Origin of the sequence: Mesorhizobium sp. M1E.F.Ca.ET.063.01.1.1, assembly GCF_003998155.1 — a bacterium.
Classification (GTDB): Bacteria; Pseudomonadota; Alphaproteobacteria; order Rhizobiales; family Rhizobiaceae; genus Mesorhizobium.
Window position 1 is genome coordinate 1 of record NZ_RZSC01000662.1, and the last position, 3,281, is coordinate 3,281.

Consider the following 3,281-nt stretch of genomic DNA (forward strand, 5'->3'; position numbering starts at 1 on the left):
ACCATGAACATCAACTCCATCCATGGCGGCCAGACCGAGGATTTCCGGCCAGGGCTCCCCTCGCCCAACGTGCCCGATTCCTGCCGGCTGACGATCGACCGCCGCTTCCTGCTCGAGGAAGACCTCGCAACCGTCAAAGGCGAAGTCACCGGCATCCTCGAACGGCTGAAGCGCGAGCGGAAGAAGTTCGATTACGAGATCCGCGACCTGATGGAGGTGCTGCCGCTGATGACCGAGCGCGACGCGCCGGTGGTCAAGGCCGTGGCCAAGGGCATCATGGAGGTCTTCGACCGCGAACCGGATTATGTGATCTCGCCCGGCACCTATGACCAGAAGCACGTCGCCCGCATCGGCCATATCTACGACTGCATCGCCTACGGCCCCGGCATCCTCGACCTTGCTCATCGGCCGGACGAATGGGTTGGCATCGCCGACATGGTGGAATCGGCCAAGGTGATGGCGATCGGCCTCAACGTGCTGCTGCGCGGCACGACCGGCTGATCCGGAAAAACATTTCCCTTGGCGCCGCCCGGCAGCACGAAACGCAATTTACTCGACCTCGAAATCACGCTTCTATCCACCCGGTTTGAGAAGATGGGAGTTGCCCGATGAAATTGTGGAAGACCGTTCTCGCCGCCGCCGCCGCTCTGGCGCTCGCCACCGCCACCTCGGCTTTTGCCGCGCGTACCGATCTCGTCATCGGCATTCCGCTCGAGCCCCCGCATCTCGACCCGACCGCGGGCGCCGCGGCGGCGATCGACGAAGTGCTCTATGCCAATGTCTTCGAGGGTCTTACCCGTATCGGCCCGAACGGCGAGGTGCTGCCCGACCTCGCCGAAAGCTGGACCATCTCGGATGACGGCAAGACTTACACCTTCAAGCTGCACACCGGCGTCAAATTCCATGACGGCAGCGACTTCGGCGCCGACGACGTGAAATTCTCGCTCGACCGCGCCCGCGCCGACAATTCGGTCAATGCCCAGAAAGGTCTGTTCGCGCAGATCGACAAGGTCGACGTGGTCGACCCGGCGACCGTCAAGGTGACGCTGAAGAATCCGCAAGGATCATTCCTCTACAATATGGGCTGGGGCGACGCGGTGATCGTGTCGCCGAAATCCGCCGACACCAACAAGGAAAAGCCGATCGGCACCGGTCCCTTCAAGTTCCAGGGCTGGGCCAAGGGCTCCTCGATCACGCTGGTGAAGTCGGACAATTACTGGGGGGCGCCTGTCTCCCTCGACAAGGTCGAGTTCCGCATCGTGCCTGACGCCGCCGCCGCCGTGCCGGCGCTGCTTTCCGGCGACATCCAAGCCTTCCCCTTCTTCGATCCCGACAGCGTCTCCCAGGTCAAGGACGACCCGCGTTTCCATGTGGTGATCGGCGCGACGGAAGGCGAAACCATCCTCTCGATCAACAACAAGAAGCCGCCCTTCGACAAGCTGCAGGTGAGACAAGCGATCTCCTATGCGCTCGACCGCAAGGCGATCATCGACGGCGCTTCGGCCGGTCTCGGCGTGCCGATCGGCTCGCACATGTCGCCCGCCAACAAGGACTACGTTGATCTCACCGGCCTCTATCCGCACAATGTCGCCAAAGCCAAGGAACTGCTGAAGGAGGCCGGCCTCGAAAACGGCTTCAAGGCGACGCTGAAGCTGCCGCCGCCTTCCTATGCGCGGCTTGGCGGCGAAATCATCGCCTCCGAGCTGCGCGATGTCGGCATCGACCTGGAGATTATTCCGGTCGAATGGGCGCAGTGGCTGGATCAGGTCTTCACCAAGAAAGACTACGACCTGACCATCGTCTCCCACACCGAGCCCAACGACATCGATATCTATTCGCGCAAGGATTATTACTTCAATTACGACAACCCGACCTTCGACAAGATCATCGCCAGCCTCAACCTCACCTCGGACGAAGCCAAGCGCAAGGAACTGCTCGGCGAAGCGCAGAAGATCCTTGCCGACGACGCCGTCGTCGGCTTCCTCTACGAACTGCCGAAGGTCGGCGTCTGGGACGCCAAGCTGCAGGGCCTGTGGGAGAACGCGCCGATCCAAGCCAACGACCTTACCAAGGTGAAGTGGACGGACTGACGGCCGGTGCGATCCCCCGGTCGCCTCCGATGACCGCCTACCTCGCAAAACGCCTCATCATCGCGGCCGTCACGCTGGTGCTGGCCTCGATGGTGGTGTTTGCGGTGATGGAAATCCTGCCCGGCGACCCGGCGCGTCTGATGCTGGGCTTCAACGCCAGCGCTGACCAGGTTGAGCTCTTGCGCAACCAGATGGGGCTCAACGCGCCGCTTGCCCTGCGCTACCTGCACTGGGCGGGCGGATTGCTCAGCCTCGATTTCGGCCGCTCCTATACCTATTCGGTGCCCGTCGTTGATCTTGTGCGTGAACGCGTCGTGGTCTCTCTGCCGCTGGCGCTGATCGCGCTGGCGCTCTCGACGGTCATTGCCATTCCGGTCGGGCTGTTTTCCGCCAGCCGGCAAGGCCGGGCCGGCGACACACTTGCCATGGGAGCAGCCCAGCTTGGCGTCGCCGTGCCGAACTTCTGGTTCGCGCTGATGCTGATCTACCTCTTCGCCGTGTGGCTGCGGCTGGTGCCGGCCGGCGGTTTTCCTGGCTGGAATGCAGGCGTCTGGCCAGCGCTGAAGTCGTTGCTGCTGCCGGCCGTCGCGCTGGCGCTGCCGCAGGCCGCGATCCTGGCGCGCGTCGCCCGCTCGGCGCTGATCGAGGTGCTCAACGAGGACTATATCCGCACCGCGCGCGCCAAGGGCCTGCCCTACCGCGCCGTGCTCTGGCGCCATGCGCTGCGCAACGCCATGATCCCGGTGCTCACCATACTCGGCCTGCAATTCGCCTTCCTGCTTGCCGGCACCATTATCATCGAGAATGTCTTCTACCTGCCGGGGCTCGGTCGGCTGGTGTTCCAGGCGATCACCCAGCGCGACCTGATCGTCGTCGAGAGCGTCGTCATGCTCTTGGTCGCGGCCGTCATCGTCGTCAACCTGCTGGTCGATTTCTCCTATGCGGTCGTCGATCCGCGGCTGAGAGGCCGGCAATGACGATGCGCATCGAGCTGCCAGAGGAAACCTTCGCCGGCGTCCTGGCCAAGGCCTTCGGCAACCGCTCGTTCCTCATCGGCTTCGTCATCACGCTGCTGGTGGCCGCGGTCGCGCTGCTTTCCTTTGTCTGGACGCCCTATGACGTCACCAGGCTGGTGATCGCCGACCATGATCATCGACAGGATGTCGCGGCCAAAATGATCGGTGCCGAACC

3 protein-coding genes and 1 pseudogene are annotated in these 3,281 nt (G+C 63.2%); all 4 read left to right on the forward strand.

Annotation, left to right across the window (positions count from 1 at the left end):
* On the forward strand, positions 1–501 hold a 501-nt coding region (locus EOA29_RS30130), incomplete at its 5' end, for a M20/M25/M40 family metallo-hydrolase (RefSeq protein WP_127222025.1).
* Between the two features lie 107 nt (positions 502–608).
* The gene (locus tag EOA29_RS30135; RefSeq protein ID WP_127222026.1) at positions 609–2,090 is read left to right on the forward strand and encodes an ABC transporter substrate-binding protein; all 1,482 of its coding nucleotides are present in this window, start codon (positions 609–611) and stop codon (positions 2,088–2,090) included.
* 29 nt (positions 2,091–2,119) lie between these two features.
* On the forward strand, positions 2,120–3,067 hold the full coding sequence (locus EOA29_RS30140) for an ABC transporter permease (RefSeq protein WP_126093326.1): 948 nt from the start codon (positions 2,120–2,122) through the stop codon (positions 3,065–3,067).
* Positions 3,064–3,281 (forward strand): annotated as a pseudogene (locus EOA29_RS30145) (hypothetical protein); the annotation flags it as partial. The gene EOA29_RS30140 and the pseudogene EOA29_RS30145, both read left to right, overlap by 4 nt.